At 69.4% G+C, this 21,170-nt stretch carries 20 protein-coding genes and 4 pseudogenes; 9 read left to right on the top strand and 15 right to left on the bottom strand.

Features of this window, described 5'->3' with window-relative positions; all coding sequences use genetic code 11:
- The coding region (locus ABZX30_RS29745) for a hypothetical protein (RefSeq protein ID WP_355938800.1) at positions 1–249 on the bottom strand (249 nt) is incomplete at its 3' end.
- An 857-nt stretch (positions 250–1,106) separates the two neighbouring features.
- Here ABZX30_RS29745 and ABZX30_RS29740 point away from each other — a divergent pair.
- The 3 genes and pseudogenes from ABZX30_RS29740 to carB all read left to right on the top strand — a co-directional run.
- A complete protein-coding gene (locus ABZX30_RS29740; protein ID WP_355938798.1) occupies positions 1,107–2,051 on the top strand; it encodes an RICIN domain-containing protein in 945 nt (314 codons plus the stop codon).
- A gap of 42 nt (positions 2,052–2,093) precedes the next feature.
- Positions 2,094–2,522, top strand: a pseudogene (locus tag ABZX30_RS29735) (helix-turn-helix domain-containing protein); the annotation flags it as partial.
- A gap of 46 nt (positions 2,523–2,568) precedes the next feature.
- Positions 2,569–3,389, top strand: a pseudogene (gene carB / locus ABZX30_RS29730) (carbamoyl phosphate synthase large subunit); the annotation flags it as partial.
- A gap of 80 nt (positions 3,390–3,469) precedes the next feature.
- Here the strand turns inward: carB and ABZX30_RS29725 are convergent.
- On the bottom strand, positions 3,470–4,117 hold the full coding sequence (locus tag ABZX30_RS29725; RefSeq protein ID WP_355938796.1) for a LysE family translocator: 648 nt from the start codon (positions 4,115–4,117) through the stop codon (positions 3,470–3,472).
- The gene (locus tag ABZX30_RS29720; RefSeq protein ID WP_355938794.1) at positions 4,110–4,355 is read right to left on the bottom strand and encodes a hypothetical protein; all 246 of its coding nucleotides are present in this window, start codon (positions 4,353–4,355) and stop codon (positions 4,110–4,112) included. Before ABZX30_RS29720 ends, ABZX30_RS29725 begins: the two co-directional genes overlap by 8 nt.
- A 516-nt stretch (positions 4,356–4,871) precedes the next feature.
- Between ABZX30_RS29720 and ABZX30_RS29715 the strand changes: the two genes are divergently transcribed.
- Positions 4,872–6,218: a PLP-dependent aminotransferase family protein gene (locus ABZX30_RS29715; protein WP_355938792.1), complete on the top strand. Its 1,347-nt coding sequence runs from the start codon at positions 4,872–4,874 to the stop codon at positions 6,216–6,218.
- 34 nt (positions 6,219–6,252) lie between these two features.
- A pseudogene (locus ABZX30_RS29710) lies at positions 6,253–6,669 on the top strand (IS30 family transposase); the annotation flags it as partial.
- A gap of 27 nt (positions 6,670–6,696) precedes the next feature.
- Here the strand turns inward: ABZX30_RS29710 and ABZX30_RS29705 are convergent.
- On the bottom strand, positions 6,697–7,566 hold the full coding sequence (locus ABZX30_RS29705; protein WP_355938790.1) for an NmrA/HSCARG family protein: 870 nt from the start codon (positions 7,564–7,566) through the stop codon (positions 6,697–6,699).
- 58 nt (positions 7,567–7,624) lie between these two features.
- Between ABZX30_RS29705 and ABZX30_RS29700 the strand changes: the two genes are divergently transcribed.
- The gene (locus ABZX30_RS29700) at positions 7,625–8,074 is read left to right on the top strand and encodes a MarR family transcriptional regulator (protein ID WP_355938788.1); all 450 of its coding nucleotides are present in this window, start codon (positions 7,625–7,627) and stop codon (positions 8,072–8,074) included.
- A 194-nt stretch (positions 8,075–8,268) separates the two neighbouring features.
- Here the strand turns inward: ABZX30_RS29700 and ABZX30_RS29695 are convergent, their stop codons facing one another.
- The 6 genes from ABZX30_RS29695 to ABZX30_RS29670 all read right to left on the bottom strand — a co-directional run bounded on the left by ABZX30_RS29695 (position 8,269) and on the right by ABZX30_RS29670 (position 13,898).
- Positions 8,269–9,411: an LLM class flavin-dependent oxidoreductase gene (locus ABZX30_RS29695; RefSeq protein WP_355938786.1), complete on the bottom strand. Its 1,143-nt coding sequence runs from the start codon at positions 9,409–9,411 to the stop codon at positions 8,269–8,271.
- A gap of 47 nt (positions 9,412–9,458) precedes the next feature.
- A complete protein-coding gene (locus ABZX30_RS29690; RefSeq protein ID WP_355938784.1) occupies positions 9,459–10,643 on the bottom strand; it encodes an SfnB family sulfur acquisition oxidoreductase in 1,185 nt (394 codons plus the stop codon).
- Between the two features lie 5 nt (positions 10,644–10,648).
- On the bottom strand, positions 10,649–11,206 hold the full coding sequence (gene ssuE / locus ABZX30_RS29685) for an NADPH-dependent FMN reductase (RefSeq protein WP_355938782.1): 558 nt from the start codon (positions 11,204–11,206) through the stop codon (positions 10,649–10,651).
- Between the two features lie 66 nt (positions 11,207–11,272).
- Complete coding sequence (locus tag ABZX30_RS29680; RefSeq protein WP_355938780.1) at positions 11,273–12,490, bottom strand: acyl-CoA dehydrogenase family protein; 1,218 nt, start codon at positions 12,488–12,490, stop codon at positions 11,273–11,275.
- 45 nt (positions 12,491–12,535) lie between these two features.
- Positions 12,536–13,660, bottom strand: a complete 1,125-nt coding sequence (gene sfnG, locus ABZX30_RS29675; RefSeq protein WP_355938778.1) for a dimethylsulfone monooxygenase SfnG — start codon at positions 13,658–13,660, stop codon at positions 12,536–12,538.
- 160 nt (positions 13,661–13,820) lie between these two features.
- On the bottom strand, positions 13,821–13,898 hold the full coding sequence (locus tag ABZX30_RS29670; RefSeq protein WP_350786652.1) for a putative leader peptide: 78 nt from the start codon (positions 13,896–13,898) through the stop codon (positions 13,821–13,823).
- Positions 13,899–14,040: 142 nt separating this feature from the next.
- Here ABZX30_RS29670 and ABZX30_RS29665 point away from each other — a divergent pair, with 142 nt between their 5' ends.
- Positions 14,041–14,967 carry a LysR family transcriptional regulator gene (locus ABZX30_RS29665; protein ID WP_355938776.1) on the top strand — a complete coding sequence of 309 codons (927 nt, stop codon included), beginning with the start codon at positions 14,041–14,043 and terminating at the stop codon, positions 14,965–14,967.
- Positions 14,968–15,173: 206 nt separating this feature from the next.
- Here the strand turns inward: ABZX30_RS29665 and ABZX30_RS29660 are convergent, their stop codons facing one another.
- Both ABZX30_RS29660 and ABZX30_RS29655 read right to left on the bottom strand, forming a co-directional pair.
- Entirely contained in the window at positions 15,174–15,692 is a 519-nt protein-coding gene (locus ABZX30_RS29660; protein ID WP_355938774.1) for a GNAT family N-acetyltransferase, read from the bottom strand.
- Entirely contained in the window at positions 15,689–16,945 is a 1,257-nt protein-coding gene (locus tag ABZX30_RS29655; RefSeq protein ID WP_355938772.1) for an IS256 family transposase, read from the bottom strand. Before ABZX30_RS29655 ends, ABZX30_RS29660 begins: the two co-directional genes overlap by 4 nt.
- Before the next feature lie 126 nt (positions 16,946–17,071).
- Here ABZX30_RS29655 and ABZX30_RS29650 point away from each other — a divergent pair.
- A pseudogene (locus tag ABZX30_RS29650) lies at positions 17,072–17,182 on the top strand (IS6 family transposase); the annotation flags it as partial.
- A gap of 307 nt (positions 17,183–17,489) precedes the next feature.
- Positions 17,490–18,116 carry a pyridoxamine 5'-phosphate oxidase family protein gene (locus ABZX30_RS29645; RefSeq protein WP_355938770.1) on the top strand — a complete coding sequence of 209 codons (627 nt, stop codon included), beginning with the start codon at positions 17,490–17,492 and terminating at the stop codon, positions 18,114–18,116.
- Positions 18,117–18,138: 22 nt separating this feature from the next.
- Here ABZX30_RS29645 and ABZX30_RS29640 read toward each other — a convergent pair whose 3' ends face one another.
- Genes ABZX30_RS29640 through ABZX30_RS29630 form a run of 3 tightly spaced genes read right to left on the bottom strand, consistent with a single transcriptional unit; the run spans position 18,139 to position 21,166 of the window.
- A complete protein-coding gene (locus tag ABZX30_RS29640) occupies positions 18,139–19,353 on the bottom strand; it encodes a M20 family metallopeptidase (protein WP_355938768.1) in 1,215 nt (404 codons plus the stop codon).
- A complete protein-coding gene (locus ABZX30_RS29635; protein ID WP_355938766.1) occupies positions 19,350–20,405 on the bottom strand; it encodes a methyltransferase in 1,056 nt (351 codons plus the stop codon). The genes ABZX30_RS29640 and ABZX30_RS29635 overlap by 4 nt, the downstream gene beginning before the upstream one ends.
- Positions 20,402–21,166, bottom strand: coding sequence for a 4'-phosphopantetheinyl transferase superfamily protein (locus ABZX30_RS29630; RefSeq protein WP_355938764.1), 765 nt, complete (start codon positions 21,164–21,166; stop codon positions 20,402–20,404). The genes ABZX30_RS29635 and ABZX30_RS29630 overlap by 4 nt, the downstream gene beginning before the upstream one ends.
- Between the last annotated feature and the right edge of the window lie 4 nt (positions 21,167–21,170).

The raw sequence follows: 21,170 nt of genomic DNA, 5'->3' as shown, positions 1-21,170 counted from the left end.
GCCGCCGTCGGCCCCGGTCAGTACCGACATCGACGTCACGTACGACCGGCCGGCGTCACCGGGCAGGGAGTCGCCGACATGCCGTACCGAGTAGGTGATGGCGTCCTCGAGCCCGGTGATCCGCCGCCCGAAGTCCCGCAACCGCTCGGACGACAGCAACGCACCCGTCTCCGACGCCTGCGGCAGACCGTCACCGACCAAAGCGATCAGCAGACCGTTGAGCTCCCTCGACACACGCAGATCACCCACCGGTCAACGCCTCCCGCTCGGCTGCGACATCGGGTTGGTCTTGTACCTGAACGTCACCGTCGACCTCACCGGGCGTGGTCCCCGTTCTTTCGTAATCCCCGCCCCGCGCCCACCGCAGCGGCACAGCAGGGTGTGACGGTCACCTGACCGACTGCCGGGTCGCCTACTCAGGCTGTTGGCACGTCAAACACCGTCAAAATACGCCCCGTCAACGGAAGGACACTCGAAGTGCAGCGGAAAAAAAGCACGTTGGGCCGCTGAACTGTGCCCTTTTGTGCGGTGCAGGGAGGCGGAAAGGGGAGGGCGGCGGGTTGGATCCCGGGTGGCCGGCGCAGGCTGACCGCCTGCGGCAACGCCGACCGGCTCGAGGCTTCCTCGGCGACGATCACAAAGGGCCGGAGTTCCCGCCCCGCGGCGATCACCGTGGACGGCTAGGATCAGCTCACCACCGGACGCTCGCCGTCCAGCAGTGGTTCGGGCCGGTCGGTCCGTGCCGTCGGCCGTGCAGTCGATGCGCCGGTTTGAGTCTTCGCCCGCGGACCGGTATGAGTCATGTCGCACGCGGCGGGCGCGTACGGGGGACCGTCCCGGCCCGCCGCCCGCGTGACAGGGGCCAACCGGCCAGGAGGCCGGTCGGCCGCCCCTCCCACAGCACCGTCCGCCCCGGCTACGCCGGAAAGGAACCCATGAAACCTCCGCTTACGCCCGGCCCCGGGGAGAATCTCCCCAGAAGAGTCCCGGGCACCTCCAGACCGGTCGGGGCCGGATCCCGACCGGTCCAGGACGGCGCTTCGGCCGACGGCACGGAGCCGGCCGACGGTGACCGTACGCCCGGAGCGGCCGGGAAAGCAGCCCCGGTGCCCCGGCTCGCCCAGTTCTCCTCGCTCGGCTCACGAGCCGGTGCGGGCCGCGCTGCGGGAGCGACGCCCACGGCGGCCGGCCCTGCCGAGGACAGGCCGGGCGACGCCTTCGCCCGGGACGGGGGCACGGGCCGGGAGGCGGCCCCGGACGTGGTCGTGCCACTGCGGCCGGCCGCCCGGCGCGGTGCCGACAGATACCGGCGGGAGGGATTTCGCGGTGCGCTCGCCGTCGTGGGCATCGTGGGGCTGCTGTCGGCGGGCGGTGCCCTGCTGACCCTGAACCTGCTTGACGGCCACGACGACGCCGGACGTGACGGGGTCTCGGTGTCCGGCGACTCCGGCCGCCACGACACGGACGTCATCGACGGGCTCGGCGTCGTGCCGGATCCCGCGCAGACCTCCGGCACCGCCGTCGGCAAGGTCTCCCGCGGTTCCGAGAAGCCCACGTCCGCCTCGCCCGGCGGCAGTGCGTCGAGCGAGGTCTCCGCGTCCCCCGGCGCACACGCCACCGCCTCGGCGCAGAGCACGACCGGGACCAAGCCGGCCGCCCGGGGCCCGGGGCCCGGGGTGCGCGTGTACAGCCACGCCTCGCAGCGCTGCATCGACGTGGTGGGCGGCAAGGCGGCAAAGGGCGCGAAGCTGATGATCTGGGACTGCGGTCAGACCGCGTCGCAGCACTGGACGTTCACCGGCGGCACCATGCGTACGCTCGGCATGTGCGTGCAGCCGGCGGGCGGTTCGACCGCCGACGGGGCGGACCTCGAACTCGGGGCCTGCAACGGGAGTCCGGCCCAGGAGTTCACGCTGAACCACCGGAACGACCTGGTCAGCGAGCTCGCCGACAAGTGCGCAGACGTACGGGACAACGGCACGGCGAACGGCACCCGGCTCCAGTTGTGGTCCTGCTCCGGCGGCGATAACCAGAAGTGGTCCACGTCCTAGCCAGTGTCCTGAGTCTTCATTTCGCTATAGAAGGCTGGGCTCATGGCGCGTTTGGGTCGGCCGACGGTCGAGGTGGTTCTGGCGGATGAGGAGCGGGAGACGCTGCTGCGCTGGTCACGGCGGGCAACGTCCTCGCAGGCTCCGGCGTTGCGGTGCCGGATCGTGCTCGCGTGTGCTGATGGCGGATCGAACACCGCGGTGGGGGCGGAGCTCGGGGTCCATCCGGTGACGGTGGCCAAGTGGCGCAAGCGGTTCGCGGCCGACCGGCTCCAGGGCCTGTCCGACGAGCCGCGGCCCGGTCCGCCGCGCACGGTGAGCGACGAGAAGGTGGAGGAGGTGGTCGTGCGGACCCTGGAGACCACGCCGAAGAACGCCACGTACTGGTCGACGCGGGACATGGCCGCGGCCAGCGGATTGAGCCAGTCCACCGTCTCGCGGATCTGGCGGACCTTCGGCCTCAAGCCGCACTTGGTGGACACCTTCAAGCTGTCCAAGGATCCGCAGTTCATCGAGAAGGTCCATCCAGTTCGCGATGGCCGGGGACATCCCGTACGTCCTCGAAGCCAACCCGCGCGCGCCCCGCACGGTTCCCTTCACCTCGAAGGCGACCGCGGTGCCGCTGGCCAAGGCCGCCGCCCGGATCTCGCTGCGCGCGACCGTCGCCGAGCTGCGCGCCGAGGGGCTGCTGCCGGCTCGCGGCGACGGCGGCGAGCTGCCGTTCGACGCGCCGATCTCCGTGAAGGAGGCGGTCATGCCGTGGTCGCGGTTCCGTGACATCCAGGGGCGTGGTGTGGACACCGTGCTCGGCCCGGAGATGCGCTCGACCGGCGAGGTCATGGGCATCGACTCCGTCTTCGGCACCGCGTACGCCAAGTCGCAGGCCGGGGCGTACGGGCCGCTGCCCGCCAAGGGCCGCGCGTTCATCTCCGTGGCCAACCGCGACAAGCGGTCGATGATCTTCCCGGCGCGCGAGCTGGTCGCCCACGGCTTCGAGCTGCTGGCCACGTCCGGCACGGCCGAGGTCCTCAAGCGCAACGGCATCAACGCGACGGTGATCCGCAAGCAGTCGGGGGTATCGGCCCGAACGGCGAGCGGACCATCGTGCAGCTCGTCCACGACGGCGAGGTCGACCTCATCGTCAACACCCCGTACGGCACCGGGGACCGCCTCGACGGCTACGAGATCCGCACGGCGGCCGTGGCGCGGTCGGTCCCGTGCCTGACGACGGTCCAGGCGCTCGCCGCCGCCGTCCAGGGCAGCGACGCACTCCACTACTGCGACGTGGGCGGCTGCTCGCTCCAGGAACACGCGGAACACCTGACCACTGGTGGTGTTTAGCAGCCGAAACAGGGCGGGACAACGCCGGATGGCCGGTCGCGGTTTTACGCGACCGGCCATCCGGCTGTTCTGCCGTTCCGTCAGCTGGGGTTGGCCGGGCCCGATGTGTCGATGGCCAGGGAGATGGCGAGGGCGCCGAGTACGGTGCCCATCATGTAGCGCTGCACCTTCAGCCAGAAGGGGCGGCGGGAGAGGAAGACGGCGATCGTGCCGGCGGCGAGCACGATGGTCAGGTTGACCGCGACGCTGACCACAATCTGAATGGAGCCGAGAATGAGGCCTTGGAGGAGTACGTGGCCCTTGTCCAGGTCGATGAACTGGGGGATGAGGGAGAGGTACATGATGGCGATTTTCGGGTTGAGAAGATTTGTCATCAGCCCCATGGTGAACAGCCTGCGCGGCGAGTCGTGCGGCACGTCCTGCGGATCGAAGACGGAGATACCGCCTGGTTTCAGGGCGTTCCAGGCCAAATAGGCGAGGTAGGCGGCGCCGGCCAGTTTCACCGCGACGTAAAGCTCGGGCATGGTGAGGAAGACGACCGACAGACCCACGTTCGTAGCGACGAGGTACACCATGAAGCCCAGTGCCACACCGCCGAGGGAGATCATCCCGGCGCGCTTGCCCTGGGTGATGCTGTGTGAGACGAGATAGATCATGTTCGGTCCGGGGGTGAGCACCATGCCGAGTGCCACCACCGTCACACCGAGGATCCCGCTCAGTTCAACCATGAAAACCTCTCATTCGTGGGTGCGTTGCACCGCGTTCTTCGCGCGCCTCGTGGGCGCTGTCGTCGTGCACGGCCCCGGCGAGGTCGTGGGCGATGTCGTGCAGGAGGTGGCGGGTGAAGAAGTCGACGGTGAGCCGCGGGTCGGCCAGGCGTGGATCGTCGCGGTTCCAGTCGTCGGTGGTGAGCATGGCCAGGCGGTGGGCCAGGGCTTCGGCGGCTCGCCCCAGCTCCTCCGCCACGTGTTGCGGTTCCTCGTCCCGGTAGTGCGGGACGGTATCGGGGCAATCCGCTGAGGTCCTGGTCTCCGTTTCGGCTACAGATCTCGGTGTAATCGTTGATTTTCCCAGGATTGCATCGAGTCGAATGTGGAACAGCAGGCACATGTCCCGGATGTGGCAACCGCACTCCAGGAGCGACCAGACGGGGACGCCTGTGCGTCGTCTGTCGAGCCCCGGGGTCCGCAGCAGTCGCTGCCATCCCGCCGTGTACACCCTCAGTGCGTCGGCGACCGCATCTGACCTGATCAGGTGGGATCTGAAGCCACACTGGCGGCAGTCGGGCAGAGATGCGGGAGCTCGGCCGATCGGCGACCGGTTTCGCGTCGTCGTGTTCATGAGTTCAGGACTCCCTTCCTGACCTCGGGGCAATGGTGGGAGCGTATTGCAGAGTAATGAATCGATGCAATCTGTCCTATTGCACTGAGTGCAATATTGTGGTTGGATGGGGCAGCCGGACGGACGAGGGGAGCGCGTGTCGTGAAGGACTATCAGAGCGTTGCCGACGCGGTGGCCGAGGAGATCAGGTCCGCCTCCCTCCGGCCGGGTGACCGCCTTCCCCCACAGCGCGAGTTCGCGCGGCAGCATGGAATTGCCAACTCCACGGCCACGCGCGTGTACCAGGAACTGGCCCGTCGTGGCCTGACAGTGGGTGAGGTGGGACGCGGCACGTTCGTGCGCGCGGTGTCCGCGAGGGCCGGTGTCTCCGCCCCCGTGCTCACGGAACCGGCGGTCGGACGGATCGACCTGGAGCTCAACTACCCGGCTGTACCCGAGCAGAGCGCGCTCCTCTCCGAAGGGCTCGGCGCGCTGCTGCGCCCTGACACCCTCGGGTACGCTCTGCGTCCGGTCGGCACGTACGGCCTTCCGGCCGTCCAGGAGTCCGCTGCCGACACCCTCGCCTGTGGCGGCTGGCGCCCCGACCCCGCGCGGATCCTGTTCGCGGGCAATGGACGGCAGGCCATAGCGGCCGTCATTACCGCACTGGTGCCCCCCGGCGGTCGTCTCGGTGTCGAGGAGCTGACGTACCCCGTCATCAAGGCCGTGGCCGCCAGGCTCGGCATCACCCTTGTCCCGCTGGCCATGGACGACTCCGGACTGATCCCGCAGGCCGTGGCGGAAGCGCACGCCGCGTCCCCGCTGCATGCCGTCTACGTGCAGCCGAGGCTGCACAACCCGCTCTCGCTCACGATGCCCGAGCAGCGCGTCGAGCAACTGGCCGAGACCCTGCTACGACTCGGACTCCCCGCGGTGGAGGACGCCATCTGGGCGTTCCTGCGCGACGAACTGCCGCCGCTCGCCTCCTACGCCCCCGAGCGGACCGTCCTCATCGACAGCCTGTCCAAGCGCATCGCTCCCGGTTTGACTCTCGGATTCGCGGTGGCGCCCGCGGCCCTGACCGGTGAGATCGCCGGCTCCCTGCGGTCGGGCGGCTGGACCCCCATGCGCTTCGCCCTGGAGGCCGCCCACCGCTGGCAGCAGGACGGCACAGTGAAGAAGCTGGTGGCCGCCAAGCAACTGGAAGCTACGGCACGGCAGGGGATCGCCGCCCGGCACCTCGCCGGTTTCGCCGTGCAGAGTGATCCGCGCTCCTACCACTGTTGGTGGCAGTTGCCCCGTCCGTGGCGCGCGGACACGTTCGTCGCTGCCGCCGCCCGACATGGCATCGGGGTGGTGCCCGCCGCCGCGTTCACCATCGGCGGCAACCACGCCCCCAACGCCATCCGCCTGGGGCTCGCCTCGCCGCAGCCGGACGTCCTGTCTCGGGCGCTCGGCACGCTCGTCGAACTCGCGCGGTCCTCGCCGGAGGACATCGTCACCGACTGATACTTGCCCGGGACACGAATGAGAGGACGGCGCCTCCGCCATCGGCACCCTCGTTGAGCGTGCCACCCGCTACGTGATGCTCCTGTACCTGCCCAATGGCCGGGGCACCGAGTTGGTCCGTGACGCGCTGGTAGAGGCCCTGCAGACGCTGCCGTCCCACCTGAAACGCTCGCTCACCTGGGACCAGGGCAGCGATATGGGCCGTCACCGCGAGTTCACGATCGCCACCGACATCCCGGTGTACTTCTGTGATCCGGCCAGCCCCTGGCAGCGCGGCTCGAACGAGAACACGAATGGTCTGCTGCGGCAGTACTTTCCCAAGAGCACCGACCTGTCCGTCCACACCCGTGAGCACCTGGCCGCTGTCGCCGCCGAACTCAACGGCCGCCCACGCAAAGCGCTCGGCTGGGAAACCCCGGCCGAGCGCTTGCACAAACTGCTCGCAGCCTGAGTCCGGCTATGTGCTGACCGCGTGGAATCAGCTGGCCGGCCATGTGCGCTCGGCCGCCCAGGTATCGAAGCGCTGCCAGCCGATTTCCGGAAAGTCGCGTCGCAGCGCGTCCACGTCCACCTCGAGGCCGACCTCGGTGAAGTAGCGGAACATCGCGGCGAGATCGGCCGAGAACGCCTCGACGTGGGCGAGCGGCAGCCGCTCGAAGACGATCGGCCGGCCGCACGCGCGGGTCAGGGCTTCCGCGATCTCCAAGCAGGTCAGCCTGTCGGAGGCGATGTCGATGCGCCGGCCCGCGAACTCCTGCGGCCGCGCAAGAACATGGGCCGCGAAGGCGCCGATGTCCCGGGCGGGAATCAGCGTCAGCGGCCGGTCGGCCGGCATCGGCAGCACGAACCGGCCTTCGCGCAGACCCCTGAGCGACCACTCGACCGTGTAGTTGTCCATGAACGCGGCCGGACCGAGGATCGTCCACGGCACACCCAGCCCGCGCAGGTGCCGCTCGATGCGGTACTTGCTGTCGAAGTGCGGGATGCCCGTGCCGCGGTCGGCGTGCGCGGCCGAGGTGAACACGATGTGCCCGACACCACGGGCGGCCTCCGGCAGGTCGATGCCCTGCCGGACTTCGGTCCCCGGGTCGGAGCCGAACGGTGTGGACATAGCGAACAATCCGTCCGCGCCCTTCAGGGCGGCCTCCAGCGACTTGCTGTCGTCGAAGTCGGCCGCGTGCACCTCGGCGCCGAGGGCCCTCAGCGCCTGGGCGGCGGTCGAGTCGGGAGTGCGGGTCAGGGCGCGGACCTGGAAGCCCTGATCGAGCAGGGAGCGGGCGGCCGCGCCGCCTTGGGCGCCGGTCGCTCCGGCGACGGCCACCACGGGCCGGTAGAATTCCTTCTTCATGCGGTTACCGTACGACACAGTTACTGCGTCACGCAGATAATATTCAGTGAGGGTGTGCATGCTGATCGACGATCTCCAGCAGGAGTCCCGCCGCTACCTGGCCTCGTACGTCATGTTCAACCAGGCGGTCGCGGACCATCTCAAGCTGCACCCCACCGATGTCCAGTGCCTCAATCTGTTGACCGCCGAGCCCGGCCCGTTCACCACCAGCCGGATCGCCGAACTCACCGGCCTGACCAGCGGATCGGCGACCCGGCTCGTCGACCGTCTCGAGAAGGCCGGCTACGTGGTCCGGCACCGCGACAAGACCGACCGCCGCCGGGTCCGGGTGGAGCCCGTCCCGGAGGCGATGCGGGATCTCATGGAACTGTGGTCCGAGCTGGGCGAGGGATGGCAGGCGATGTTCGCCGACTACACCGAGGACGAGCGTGCCCTGCTGTACCGGCACATGCAGCGCACCGTCGAGCTCTCCCGGCAGCAGATCGCCCGCCTGCGCGGCAAGGAATGACGGCCGCCCACGCAAAACGCTCGGCTGGGGAAACCCCAGCCGAGCGCCTGCACAAACTGCTCGCGGCCTGATCAACCGACCACGTGTTGCGACGCCCCCTAAGAAAGCGCCGTTTCGTCGGTGCCCCTTGCCGGGGGACGGTGCCCGCCGTACACCACGTCCGTGGACGTGACCACGCCTGGCGGGGTGCGGAGTCAGCTCGCGAACGGCACTTGAGCCGAAGCCACTTCCTGGTTCCCTGCCGGATGCCGCCACAGGCCCTGTGCGGCGAGCCGTGGCAACACTCCCTCCCCGAACCAGTACGCCTCCTCCAGATGCGGATACCCGGACAGCACGAACTCCTCTATTCCCAGTGCGGCGTACTCCTTGATCCGCTCGGCGACCTCGTCATGACTGCCGACCAGCGCGGTTCCCGCACCACCGCGCACCAGACCGATGCCGGCCCATAGATTGGGGTGGATCTCCAGAGCGTCCCGGCTTCCGCCGTGCAGGGCGAGCATCCGCCGCTGCCCTTCGGACTCGCTGCGCGTGAGCCCGGCCTGTACCGACCGCACGGTCTCCGTGTCGAAGCCTGCCAGAAGACGGTCCGCTTCTGCCCAAGCCTGCTCGGAGGTATCGCGTGTGATGACATGGAGCCGGATACCGAAGCGCGGCGTCCGCCCTTCCTTCGCCGCGAGCCCGCGAATCCAGGCGATCTTGTTCATGACCTGCGCGGGCGGTTCGCCCCAGGTGAGGTAGACGTCGATGTACTTGGCGGCGACCTCGCCGGCGATGGGGGAGGAGCCGCCGAAGTACACCTCCGGTACCGGATCGGGCACGCGGGCCAGCTTTGCATCCTCTACCCTAAGGTGCTCCCCGGCCAGGTCGACGGTCTTGCCCTCCCACAGCTCCCGAACGATCCGCAGAAATTCACCGGTACGACGGTACCGGGCGTCCTTGTCGAGGAAGTCCCCGTACGCCCGCTGTTCGTGGCTCTCGCCGCCTGTGACGACGTTGAGCAGGAGCCGTCCGCCGCTCTGCCGCTGGAAGGTGGCGGCCATCTGGGCGGCGAGCGTCGGCGAGACGAAGCCGGGGCGGAAGGCGACCAGGAACTTCAGGCGTTCGGTGTTCTGGCTGACCATGGCGGTGGTCAGCCAGGCGTCCTCGCACCAGGCTCCGGTGGGGGTGAGCGCGCCGACGAAGCCGAGATCCTCAGCGGCGCGAGCGATCTGGCTCAGATAGGCGACCGTCGGTGGCCGGTCCCGTCCGCAGGCGGTGGCCGGGGTGCCGTGGCCGCCGCCGACGACGTGGCGGCTGTCACCGTTGGTGGGCAGGAACCAGTGGAAGGTGAGGGACACGGGGTCTCCGATCAAGGATGTGGGGAGCGGGACGTCGTCGATGTCCTTCAGAGCAGGCCGTGGCGGGGCGGCCGGGCGCCGTTGAGTACGTGTCTCCCGATGTGCTGGATCTTCCAGCGGGCAGGGTCGTGCAGGGTGTGGGTACGGGCGTCGCGCCAATGCCTGTGCAGATTGAGCGAGTTGAGCGCCGATCGGGTACCGGCCACTTCGAAGAGCGCGCTCGCCACGTCCACGGCGGCGCTTGCTGCCTGCACCTTGGCAGCGGCCACCGCGATGGACGCTTCGGTGGCCGAGTCGTCGGTGAGGTCGGCTCGCGCCGCGTCGACGGCACGTGCGGCCTCGCGCAGCAGCGCTTCGGATGCTCGCACCCGGAGGGCGAGTTCACCGAACTGCTGGATCAGCAACGGGTCCTCGGCCGCCGTCTCGGCACCGCTCTCGAACCACGGACGGCTCTTGGTCCGTACGAACTCCGCGGCCTCTGCCAGTGCGCCGCAGGCGATCCCGGTGTCGATGGCGGCGTGCAGCAACTGCGCCACGGAACCGTGGAGTTGCGGTCCCTCAAAGGTGAGGTGGTGGGGCAGGACCCGGTCGGCGGGTACGGGGACGGCTTCCAGGCGGACGGTTCCGCTGGCGGTCGTCCGCTGACCCAGGCCGTCCCAGTCGTCGATCACTGTGAGGCCGGGGGCGTCACGCGGCACGTACGCGACGTGCAGGTTGTCGTCCTCGGCTCTGGCGAGCACCGGGATCCAGTCGGCGAACAGGGCGCCGGTGCAGTAGTGCTTGACGCCGTTCAGGACGTACGAGCCGTCCGGCCGGGGCTGAAGCCGGGTGCGGATGTCCTGGACGTGCTTGGTGCCCGCCTCCGACTGGGCGTTTCCCAGGCGACGGCCGGCGAGCAGCTCGGCGAAGAAGAACTTCTGTTGCTCTGCGTTACCTTGACGTCGAATCACATTGACGTAGGCGAAGTGGCTCTGCGGGATCTGGGCCAGGCTCGCGTCGGCTGTGGCGAGCAGCCTGAAGATCTCGGCGAGGGTCAGCGCGCCGACGTCCGCTCCGCCGTGTTCGGCGGGCACGGTGACGGCGAGCAGCCCGGAGGCGGAGAGCTTGTCCAACTCAGCACGGGGCAGCCTGCGTTCGGCGTCCCGGCTGGAGGCGCCGACGCGGAACTCGGCGGCCAGGGCGGCTGCGACGGCGAGGGCTTCGGCGTCGTCGGCGATCACTTGCACGGACATGGCGCTCAGCTCGCCGTGGCCAGGACCGGTGTGGTGCGGCCGAGGGCCGCCGAGAACTGGTCGACCACCTGGGTGAGTGCCTCACCGGTGGTCGGCGTGACCGTCAGGGAGCCGTCCTCGTGCACGGTGATGTCCTTGTCGAGGGTGAACCAGCCCTGCACGATGTGGGCCGCGCCCATGGAGCTGAGGACCGGGCGGAGGGCGTAGTCGATGGCCAGGACGTGCGCGACGGAACCACCGGTGGCGAGCGGCAGCACGGTCTTGCCGGTGAGGGCGTACTGCGGAAGCAGGTCGAGCAATGCCTTGAGGACACCGGAGTACGACGCTTTGTACACGGGAGTTCCGACGACGACGCCGTCGACGCGGTCGAAGAGTTCGGTGGCCTCGATGATGGCGGGGTGACGGAAGTCCGCACCGAGCAGGGCCTCGGCGGGGATGGTACGCACGTCGAGCGGGATCACTTCGTGGCCCTGCGCACGCAGCCGGTCGTCGAGGTGACGCAGCAGGCGGTTGGTGCGGGACGAGGCGGAAGGGCTGCCGGAGACGGACAGGACTCTGGGCATGCGGTCCTCTTTCTGGAAGCCCGGGGCACCCGGCGGCGTTGTGCCGGGCGCCCCGGGCGGAGCGGGTCAGGAGTACCAGGTGGGTTCGGGCAGTTCGCCCTCGAGGACCCAGCGGCCGACCTCGCGCCGCTTGTAGGCGACGGGGTCGTGCAGAGTGTGGGTGCGGACGTTGCGCCAGAAGCGGTCGAGGCCCTCGGCGGTGTTGGTGGCGCGGGCGCCGGTGACCTCGAAGATGCGGTTGCCGATCTCCAGGGAGACGTCGGTGGCGCGGGCCTTGATGGCGGCCACCCGTACCTCGAATTCGCCGCGGGTCTGTGCGGTGACCGCGTCCGGGTCGTCGTGCAGCTTCTGTCCCTCCGCGGCGACGGCGTCCGCGAGAGCCTCGGCTGCCCACAGCTTCGCGGTGAGATCGCCGTAGATGTCGATGACGTAGGGCTCGTCGACCGCGCGCTCGTAGCCGCCGTGCAGCCACGACCGGGACTTGGTGCGGGTGTATGCCGCCGCCGTCTCCAGGGCGCCGCCGGCAATGCCCAGGTAGAAGTTCACGAAGACCAGCTGGATGGTGGGGACGTTGAGGGTGTTGTACGTCCGTGGCTGGAACTTCTTGTCGACGTAGCCGAGCGCGGACGCCCACGGCGTACGGACGCGGTCGATGGTGGCGCCGCCGCTTTCTGTGAGCCGCTGGCCGATGTTGTCCCAGTCGTCGTGGAAGGTCAGGCCCTCGCTGTCCGAGGGGACGACGGCGAAGACGTGCAGTTCGGTGCCGTCCAGGACGCCTTCGAGGACGGTGACGTCGGAGACCTTGCTACCGGTGGAGAAGGTCTTGCGGCCGGTGAAGAGGAGGTCGTCCCCGTCCTCGGTGACGATGACGTCCTTGTCGCGGGGGTTGACGGCCCCGCCGAAGAACCAGCGTTCGCGGGTGGCCTCGGCCTCGATCCGCTGCCACTGGTCGCGGGTGCCGACCAGGCGGGCGGCCCAGAACCAGAGGTAGTGGTAGCCGAGGAGCTGTCCGATGGAGCCGTCGGCCTTGGCCACCTCGCGGACGACGCGGTAGGCGGTGGGCCAGTCCTGGCCCGCGCCGCCGTGCTCGGTGGGACCGAGCAGGGTCACCAGGCCCACGTCCTTCAGGAGCTGCACCTCGGCGTAGGGGGTGGCGCCGGCACGGTCGCGTTCGGCGGCGTCGGTGGCAAGGACGGCCGCGACCTCGGCGGCGCGCGCGGTCCAGTCCTGGGCGGTCTGCGGAGCGGGGCTGCTCTGCCAGTCGGTGGGCGTTGCGGTGCTCATGAGTGTCGGTCTCTTTTCGCGGGGAGGTACGGAGGGGACGAGGCGTCAGACGTGTGCGGTGACGGGCGCGGGCTCGGCGTCCGTCACCGCAAGCTGGGCCTCCAGCTCGCGGACCAGGGGCAGCACGCGCTTGCCGAAGTACTCGACTTCCTCCTTGTAGTGCAGGAAGCCGAGGAGGAGGAGGTCGACGCCGAGCTTCTTGTAGGCGACGACGCGTTCGGCGATCTGTTCGGGGGTGCCGATGAGGCCGGTGCGGAAGCCGTCGTTGTACTGGACGAGGTCCTCGAAGGTGGAGTCCTGCCACATGCCCTTGCCGTCGGCGGTGGACTGCCCGGCCTGTTTGACGGCGGCGCCGAAGCCCTCGACGGCGTCCGGGTCCGCCTTGGCGACGATCTCCCGGAGCGTCTCGCGAGCCTCGGCCTCGGTGTCGCGGGCGATGAGGAAACCGTTGAGGCCGAACTTGGGTGCCGTGCGGCCGGCTTGGGCCGCAGCCGCCCGTACGTCGTTGACCTGCTCGGTGACGCCGTCGAAGTCCTTGCCGTTGGAGAAGTACCAGTCGGAGACCCGGCCGGCCATGGCGCGCGCGGCGGTGGAGTTGCCGCCCTGGAAGATCTCCGGGTGCGGGCGCTCGGAGGTGTTGAGGGGCTTGGGCTTGAGGGAAAAGTCACGCAACCGGTAGAAGTCACCGGCGAGTTCGGTGTGGTCCTCGGTCCAGATCTGGCGCAGCGCGCGGATGAACTCCTCGGAGCGACGGTAGCGCTCGTCGTGCTCCAGCCAGGGCTCGCCCAGGGCCGTGAACTCGCCCTTGAACCAGCCGGAGACGACGTTGACCGCGAAGCGGCCGTTGGACAAGTGGTCGGCGGTGGCGCCGAGTTTGGCCAGCACGCCGGGGTGCCACAGGCCGGGATGGACGGCGGCGATGACCTTCAGGCGCTGCGTGGCCAGCAGCAGGGCCAGGCTGAAACTGGTCGACTCGTGCTGGTACTCGGCGCCGTAGCTGGCCATGTAGCGGACCTGGCTGAGGGCGTACTCGAAGCCGTTGTTCTCGGCGAGGACGGCGAGTTCGCGGTTGTATTCGTACCCCCAGTCGGTGCGCTGTTCGATCTTGCTCGTGACCAGCCCCCCACTCACATTGGGGACCCAATAGGCGAATTTCACGGGCGCGGGCATGCGGAACTCCTGTTGCGGAAAGAAGTCTCGGGCGCGCTGAATCCCGCCTACATTGTGAAGGCATACAGAATTCAGGCGATGAAGAGAATCGGGGAAACGCGGCACATGGCCTGTCCGTGACAGGTGTGGCGTGGCCGAAGGACGCGGTAGATCCGGAGAGTCAGGCCGCAGCGCAACAAGAGGCGCTGGAGACGCGCGCGAGGTCGACGTGGCGCCGCCTCGTGAGATCCAGTCGCATCTTCATGTCACCGATCGTGGCAGGGGCCGGTCCGGGCAGTCAAGGAAAACCCGACCGGTCTCGTATCGCGGACCATTCAATTTCACGAGGGTGTCACAGGGAAACCCTTGAACAAGCGCAGCCGGACGCAAATGCTGTGTTCGTGCGGACAGAACAGCTGGAGTACATCGCGGCGGTGACCAGACTCGGCTCACTGCGCCGGGCCGCGGAGGAACTGCGCCTTTCGCAACCCGCGCTGAGCGAGACCGTCAGGAATCTGGAACGGGAACTGGGAGTCGATCTCCTGGAGCGCAAACGAACCGGAGCGACGATGAGCGCAGAGGGCCGGGAGCTGCTGCCGCACATCATCAACGTGCTGGAGGCGGTGGACCGGTTGCGGACCGCGGCCGGCGAACAGCACCGCATCAGCCGCATGGTGCGGGTGGGCACGGTGAACGCCGCGACTGTTCCCCTGCTCGTTCCGGTGGTGAGGGACTTCCGCGCCGCGCATCCGGTCACCCAGGTCGAGGTGGTCGCCGCCCAGCAGACCGACATCAACCGGGCACTGTCGGAGGGCGGTTTCGATCTGGGCCTCGTCAACTACCTGGACGGCGACGACATGCCCGCCGGCTTCGAATCCACGCAGTTGCTGCATGGCCGGCCGGTGGTGTGCATGCGCCCCGACAGTCCGCTCGCATCCCTGCCCGCGGTGTCGGCGGACGACCTGCTCTCCCAGCCGCTGATCGCCATGCGCTCCGGCTATGTGATGTACCGATATGTCCACCGGCTCCTGGGGGGCCGCACCCCCTGCTTTTCGTACTCCACCGACGGCGCAGAGATGGGCAAGCTGATGGTCGCCGAGGGCCTAGGGGCGACGGTCCTGCCGGACTTCAGCGTCGTCGGGGATCCGCTGGAGAGGCTGGGCACGATCACGTACCGGCCGATCGCCGAGGACATGACCCGGGTGCTGCTGATGCTGCAGCGGCGCAAGGCCGAGTCCGTGCCGCAGGCGGCGCGGGATCTGCGTGAAGTGTTCGTGCGCCGGGCGCGGGAACTGGGAGGAAGGCTGACGGCCGAGCGGCCCGGCTGAGGGCAGTGAAGCCGGCGTTGCGCCGGCCGGCCCGCCGGGAGCCGATCGGATTCCGGCGGACGCCCGGGAATCGATGAACCAGGCTCGAGGAACGATCACCACCCACATGGGGAAGGATCTTCAGAGCCTGGTGCAGCCGTAGGTCGTGCGTACTCGTGAATATCCCCGCGCCGAGAGTAATAGTCAAGACCTGTGGATCGTTCAAGTTATCGCCTGATGCTCCGGTGCCAACGGATCTCGCCTTCGTGCCATTCGTCGGTGGGTGTGAGCCCGGCGGCAGTGGCGACGGCGGCGGATGCCCGGTGTTCGGGGTGGATGTGGGCGATGACGGTCTGCACCGGCTGTCGGCTGAGCCAGTCCACGAGTCCTCGGGCCGCTTCGGTGGCGATGCCTCTTCCCTGCCACGGGGTCCCCACCACCCAGGCGATCTCGGCGATGATTCCGTGGCCGGAGGGGCCGGCCGTCGCCTGGACGGTGCCCGTCAGGGAGGACTCGTCCCGGAGCCGGATTACCCAGTTCAGCCAGGAGACGGCCGGGTCGGGAGAGCCTGAGGTCATGCGCTGGTAGCGCGAGCGCAGGGCTTGGGGGGTGTCCGGAGTGCCGCCGATGAAGGTGTGCAGGGCCGGGTCGGACAGCACGGCGGCCATCTCCTCGGCGTGCTCGACGTGCAGCGGTAGCAGGTCCAGCCGCCGGGTGCTGACGGCCTGGGCCACGAGGATGCTCACGCTGCGACCGCCTCGGGGCGTTCGACGAGCTGACCGCGTTCGAAGCGGGCTCCGGCACGGACGAGGGCGACGAGGTGGGGCGCGTTCACCGCCCGCCACCGCTGCTGGGCGGACTCGACGAGTTTGAAGACCATGGCCAGGGCGGCGCCGCGGGAGCCGGCGCCGCGGGTGACCTTGGTCCGCAGCCGTACGGTGGAGAACGTGGACTCGATGGGGTTCGTGGTGCGCAGGTGGATCCAGTGCTCGGCCGGGAAGCCGTAGAACGCCGGCAGCTCCTCCTGGTCATCGGTGATCTTCTTGACCGCCTTGGGGAACTTCGCGCCGTAGAGCTGGGCGAACGTCTTGATCGCCGCCTCGGCGTGCTCGCGGTCCTCGGCGTTGTAGATGTCCTGGATGGCCTTCTTCGCGGCAGGCTGCGCAGACTTCGGCATGGAGTCGAGGACATTGGCCGTTTTGTGAACCCAGCACCTTTGCTCGCGGGTGTCGGGGAACACCTCGGCCAGCGCCTTCCAAAAGCCCAGGGCGCCGTCGCCGACCGCGAGGACCGGGGCGCGCATGCCCCGGCGGGCGCAGTCCCGCAGCAGGTCGGCCCACGACTCACCCGACTCGCGGTAGCCGTCCTTGAGGGCGACCAGCTCCTTGGAGCCGGCGGCGCGGACCCCGATGAGCACCAGGACGCATGCCTTGGCCTCCTCCAAGCGGACGTTGAGGTGGATGCCGTCGGCCCATACGTAGACGTAGTCGATCTCCGCGAGGTCGCGGTCCATGAAGGCGGCGTGGTCGGACTGCCACTGCGTCGTCAGCCGGGTGATCGTAGCCGCCGAGAGCCCGGCGGAGGAGCCGAGGAACTGCTCCAGGGCGGGCACGAAGTCGCCGGAGGACAGGCCGTGCAGGTAGAGCAGGGGCAGCACCTCGCTGATCTTCGGGGACTTGCGGCACCAGGGCGGCAGAATCGCGGACGAAAACCGCTTGCGCTCGCCCGTGGACTCGTCGACCCGCTTGTCGTTCACCCGCGGCGCCGTGACCTCGACCACGCCGGCCGCGGTGGTGACCTTCCGGGGCTGGTGATAGCCGTTGCGGACCACCAGGCGGCGCCCCTTGTCGTCGCGCTCATTGGCCAACTCGGCTATGTAGAAGTTGACTTCGGCCTCCAGCGCGGCGGCCAGCATCCGCCGTGCGCCTTCCCGAACGACCTCATCCAGCAGCGAACTGCCGCTTGGCGTGATTCCGTCCTCGTTGACCACCGTAAGCACGGGCGTACCTTCCCGACCGACGCGGCAACGTCGGCCTTGCTCGATGACCTATCGATCGAACCATCGGGAAGGTACGCCTCCTTCCGTCAGGAGTGATCCACAGGTACTGAGCATTGTTCCACTTCCCGGCCCCGCCGCCACCTGATGACCGCCACCGAATACCGCGTCGAGATGACCACCCGCTTCGCCATCTGGGACCAGGTCACCGGCGTCGTCGGCCTGCCTGCCGCAGCCTGATCACGGAGCCGGAACCCGGCCCCACCACACCCGACACACCGTCAGGCATTCACACACTCAACAACGTGACAGCGCGCCCACAGGGGTTCGAGCAGGCATGATGGCAGGACAGGCACGAGCCCTCCAGTGATCACTGAGCGTAGAGAACTCCATGATCACCCCGGCTCGTGCCTGCTCTACATCCGGGACACCATCCCAACCGCCGATGCAGGCCTACCACCGGACGCTCTGAGCTCTAGACTCAAGTCGTCCTTCGCTGTTCTATCCGCGTGCCCGGTTGGATTCCTCGAAAGGGAGGCAGCGCCGCATGAGCCGATACGCCCACGTGGCCTTCACCGAAAACGTCCGGCGCGTCCAGGAGGAGCGGGGAAGCGCCGCCGCCATGCAACGGCTTCTCGCCTCGGACCCGGGGCGTGCCGACCGACTGGGCGCCGACGAGGCCGAGTTCATCGCGGCCCGTGACGGATTCTACCTCGGCACCGTGACGGAGACCGGCTGGCCGTACATCCAGTTCCGTGGCGGGCCGCCCGGATTCGTGCACGTGCTGGACGAGGAGACGCTGGCCTTCCTCGATGTGCGAGGAAATCGGCAGTACATCACGACCGGGAACGTGCGCGGGAACGACCGGGTCTCGCTGTTCTTCATGGATTACGCGCACCGCACCCGGCTGAAAGTACTCGGCCGGGCCGAGATCAGGGACGCCGCCGAATTCCACGGCCTGCCGGACCGGTCGGGGGACGCGCGCACCGACGGGCACGAGGAGGCACTGTTCGTCGTGCGGGTCGAAGGCCTCGCCTGGAACTGCACCAAGCACATCACCCCGCGCTTCTCCGAGGCCGAACTCGAGCACGCGCTGCGGCCGGTGCACGAGCGCATCGCGCGCCTGGAGGAGGAGAACCGGGAACTACGCTCGCGGCTCGGGGCGCGGACCTGATCCGCACCCCGTCCCGCTGCGGTCAGCCGGCCGCGGCCAGCCGGTCTACGGCCAGGGAGGCCAGGAGCAGGGCGCCGTCGCCCAGGACCTCGTTGCCGAACACCGCGTCAGGGCTGTGGTTGAAACTCGCCGTCCCCGGATCGCGGTCGGGCGGGCAGGCGCCGAGGAACAGCATCGCCCCCGGCACCCGGTCCAGCACGAAGGAGAAGTCCTCCGAGGGACTGAGGGTGTTCGGGGACCAGATGAGCCGCCCCGGACCCAGCGCCTTCTCGACCGTGCCGGCCGCGAATTCCGCCTCGTCCGGGTCGACGACGGTGACCGGGTAGTCCATGGAGTGCTCCACCGTCACCGTGACCCCGTGGGCCGAGGCAACGCCCTCCAGCACCCGCCGTACCCCCTCCACGACCTGGGCCTTGGCCCCCGGCCCGAAGGTCCGGACACCGATCTTCAACTCAGCCTCGTCCGGGATGATGTTGGCCGACGTGCCCGCGTGGATGCTGCCGACCGAGAGCAGCACCGGGTCGAAGGGGTCGAAACCCCGGCTCGCGTACGTCTGGAGCGCCAGGACCATCTCGGCCGCGGCCGGGACCGGGTCCCTCAGGAGCTGCGGCTGGGAGTCGTGCCCGCCCCGGCCCCGGACGGTCACGCGCAGGGCGTCGCCCCCGGCCAGCAGCGGGCCCTTGCGGGTCAGCAGCCACCCGGGCGGCAGCATCGAGGAGGCCACGTGCACCGCGTACGCCGCCACCGGGCGCCGGCCTGCCGCCTCCAGCACCCCCTCCTCGATCATCAGCCGCGCGCCGTGGTGCCCCTCCTCTCCCGGCTGGAACATGAACACCACGTCGCCGCGCAGCTCGTCCCGGTCCTCGGTGAGCAGCCGGGCCGCGCCGACCAGCATGGCCGTGTGCAGGTCGTGTCCGCAGGCGTGCATCCGGCCCTCGATCTTGGACGCGTACGGGACGCCGCTCGTCTCCGTCAGCGGCAAGGCGTCCATGTCGGCGCGCAGCAGGACGACGGGACGGTCGCCGTCCCCCGCGTCCGGGCCCCCGCCGCGCAGCACTGCGGTGACGGAGGACAGCCCGCTGCCGGTCGTGATCTCCAGGGGCAGTCCGTCGAGCGCCGCGAGCACCTTGGCCTGGGTCCGCGGCAGATCGAGCCCGAGTTCCGGTTCCCGGTGGAGGTCCTCGCGCAGTCGTACGAGATCCTCCGCCAGGCCGGGACCGGGCCGGCGCCCGCTCACTTGACCGCCGTGATGATGCCGTGCGGGGTGATGGCCTCGGTGCAGCGGGTGCGGCGCACCTGGTCGAATCCGACCTCCTTCAGGGACTTCTCGTAACCCTCCCAGGAGTAGAGCATCCCGCCCTCGCCGGCCACCGCCGCGAAGAAGGGGCTGGCCAGGGCGGCCATGAGGGGACCGTCGTAGTTGTCCTCGGACATCGAGTTCAGGATCATCACCCGGCCGCCGTCCGGCAGCACCGCGTGGGCGTGGCCCAGGAGCACGCGGATGCGGTCCTGCGGCCAAATCTGCAGCTGGTGCACGAACATCACGGTGTCGTGCCCCTCGGGGTAGTCGCCCGCGAAGATGTCGCCCTCGATCACCTTGACGCGGTCGCCGAGCCCCGCCTCCTGGACCCGCTTGCGGGCCAGGTCGACCACCTTCGGGATCTCCAGGACCGTGACCTCGACGTCAGGGTGCGCCCGGGCCACCGCCATCGCCATCGTCGCGTCGCCGCCGCCGACGTCGAGGACGCGCCGGGAGGCGCTGAAGTCGCCGTACTTGATCAGGTGCTTGCTGGCGACGGCGGACCAGGTGCCCATGAAGTGGTAGAAGACCTTGAGTAGTTCGGGGTCCTCGCTGAGCCGGTGGTACACGGTGGCGCCGTCGCCCGGGTAGCGGCGCAGGCCGATGTTGCTGTTGGCCCGCAGGGACTCGGTGAAGTCGACGAGGCCCGGGTAGGTGACGTACGCCTCGAACCCGACGACCGCCTTGACGAGTTCCCAGTGGCCGCCCGTGAACAGCTCCGAGATCGACTTCGAGTTGCGGTAGCCCTCCTCGGTGCGTTCCACCAGCCGCAGCGAGGTGACGCCGAGCAGCAGGATGTCCAACGACCGCTCGGCCAGGTCCAGTTCCGCGCCGATCCGTTCGCGCGGCGTACCGGGGCTGCGCTCCAGCAGGTCGAAGAGGCCGAGTTCGACACCGGCGCGGGTGAACTGGAAGGCGTTGTGTCCGAGCAGCACGGTGGTCAGGGCGTCCGGGACGACGCTCTCGGGCTGGGTCTGTACCTCGGTCATGATGCTTCTCCCTGGAATGAGAGGGTGTCGATCAGGTCGTCTGTGGTGAGCGACTGCATGCCGGAGGCGGCTGTGAAACCCCGGCCGGCCGAGGCGTCCGGGGCGGTGACGGCGACCGCGCCGACCACGTCGGGCGGCACGCCGGGCAGGTCGTACAGAAGTCGGCGGCCGAGCCGGAACGGCCGGTCCCGGCCCGTGGGGACGAGCGGCAGGCGCGCGAGGTCCACGTCCGCCATCGCGGGCAGGCCCCGTGCGGTGAGCTTGACCAGTGCCTCCTTCCGTACCCAGGTCCGCAGGAACGCGCGGTGAGGGGCGGGCGACCCTCGGATCCGGTCGGTCTCGCTGCGGGTCAGGAACGACCCGAACCCGCGCAGATCGGGCCCGTCGTCCCGGGCGGACGGCCCGGGCAGCCGCTCGACGTCGATACCGACGGGGTGATCGGCGGCCGCGGCCGCCACCACCCCGGCCGCGTACGACAGGCTGACCCCGCACCGCGCGCCCGTGACCCGCGGCCGGCCGTGCGGGCCCGAGCAGAGCGGGCACCGCTGGTCCAGCACGACCTCCCGGACCGTGCCGCCGGTCCGCCGTGCCACGCACATCCGGGCCAGGACGTGCGCGGCGAGGAAGTCCGCCCGGGCCCGCGCGGTGCGGGCGGCTGCCATGCGCCCCCGCTCCGCGGCCGTCAGGAGCGACGCGTCCGCCCCGGGCACGGTCAGGAGCCGGTCGGTGTACGCGACGGCGACGGTCACGGCCGCCGTCACCGGA

Origin of the sequence: Streptomyces sp. NPDC004542 (assembly GCF_040610035.1) — a bacterium.
In the GTDB taxonomy this organism is placed as follows: Bacteria; Actinomycetota; Actinomycetes; order Streptomycetales; family Streptomycetaceae; genus Streptomyces.
This window is presented reverse-complemented; position numbering and strand designations above follow the sequence as displayed.